Source organism: Kocuria sp. CPCC 204721 (assembly GCF_040980945.1).
GTDB classification, from domain to species: Bacteria; Actinomycetota; Actinomycetes; order Actinomycetales; family Micrococcaceae; genus Kocuria; species Kocuria marina.
This window is the reverse complement of record NZ_JAVKPO010000037.1, coordinates 1-1,751: the sequence shown is the minus strand read 5'-3', so window position 1 is coordinate 1,751 and position 1,751 is coordinate 1. Positions and strand designations below refer to the sequence as shown.

The 1,751-nt window shown below is 61.6% G+C and carries 1 protein-coding gene; it reads right to left on the bottom strand.

Translation table 11 applies throughout. From position 1 onward, the window contains the following. A partial coding sequence (gene aceE / locus RF637_RS13715) for a pyruvate dehydrogenase (acetyl-transferring), homodimeric type (protein ID WP_368845118.1) occupies nucleotides 1-1,736 on the bottom strand: 1,736 nt, incomplete at its 3' end. Nucleotides 1,737-1,751 lie beyond the last annotated feature (15 nt).

Here is a 1,751-nt window from a genome sequence, read left to right as displayed (position 1 = left end):
TCGTTGATCCCCGGGTGCAGGATCACACCCTGGGCGGATTCCTTGTACGCGAGCATCAGTTCGCGGTCCACGGAGAGGTAGTTCTGCCCGTTGGGGTTATAGATCTTCGCGGTCGGGAAGAAGGAGTCCATCCCAAACGTTCTGGCCTCGTCCGGGACGATGGGTACGATGCGGTGCCCGAAGTCCTTCTCCCGCATCAGGTCCTTGAGGATCCGCACGAACGCCATGGTCGTGGCCGCCAGTTGTTTGCCCGAGCCCTTCTTCCCCGAAGCGAAGGCTTTGTCCGAGGGCAAGGTGAGCGCCTGCTGGGTGTGGGGGCGATCCGGGAGGAACCCCCCCAACTCCTGACGGCGTTCCAACAAATACTTGATTTCGGGGGAGTCGGGTCCGGGGTGGTAGTAGGGGGCGTTGTAGAGATCCGAGTCCAGTTGCTCATCACTGATCGGGATCCGTAAGTGATCCCGGAAGGCCTTGAGGTCTTCGAGGGTGAGCTTTTTCATCTGGTGGGTGGCGTTACGGGCCTCGAAGTGCGGACCCAACCCGTAGCCCTTGACGCCTTGGGCCAGGATCACCGTGGGCTGGCCGGTGTGTTCCACCGCCGCCTTGTACGCCGCGTACACCTTGCGGTAGTCATGAGCGCCGCGCTTGAGGTTCCAGATCTGCTCATCCGTGTAATCGGCCACCAGCTCTTTAGTGGCTGCGGAGCGGGCGAAGAAGTGGTCACGGACGAACCCACCGGATTCGGCTTTGAAGGTCTGGTAGTCCCCGTCCAGGGTCTCGTTCATGATCCGCACCAGCTCCCCGGTGTGATCCGCCTCCAGCAGGGCGTCCCATTCCCGGCCCCACACGACCTTGATCACATTCCACCCCGCACCGCGGAAGAACGCTTCCAGCTCCTGGATGATCTTCCCGTTCCCGCGTACCGGACCATCCAAGCGTTGCAAGTTGCAGTTGATCACGAAGGTGAGGTTGTCCAACTTCTCATTCGCCGCTAACTGCAGCACACCACGGGATTCGGGTTCATCCATCTCCCCGTCGCCCAAAAACGCCCACACGTGCTGGTCCGAGGTGTCCTTGATACCGCGGTTGTGCAGGTACCGGTTGAACTGGGCCTGGTAGATCGCGTTCATCGGCCCGATCCCCATCGACACGGTGGGGAACTGCCAGAAATCCGGTAAACACCGCGGATGCGGGTACGAGGGCAACCCGTTGGGGGCGTGGGTCTTCTCCTGCCGGAACCCATCCAACTGCTCCTCCGTGAGCCGGCCCTCGAGGTAAGCGCGGGCGTAGTTACCGGGGGAGGAATGACCCTGGAAGAACACCTGATCCCCGCCCCCGGGATGACCAGGTCCGCGGAAGAAGTGGTTCAACCCCACCTCATACAACGTCGCCACCCCCGCGTAAGAGGAGATATGCCCGCCAACGGAGACTTCCGGGCGTTGAGCGCGGTGGACCATCACCGCCGCGTTCCAGCGCAGGAAAGCCCGGTAACGGCGCTCGATCTCCTCATCACCGGGGAACTCGGGTTCTTGATCCACCGGGATCGTGTTCACATAATCCGACGTCGTCACCATCGGCACACCCACCGAATGCGTGCCCGCGTGCTGCAACAACGCCCGCATCACGTACTGCGCCCGCGCGGTACCCTGCGCCTGGATCAACGCGTCAAACGACTCGATCCACTCCTGCGTCTCCTGAACATCAGCGTCCTGAAGATTATTCGTCAACCCACTCAAAATGTGGTGATTGCT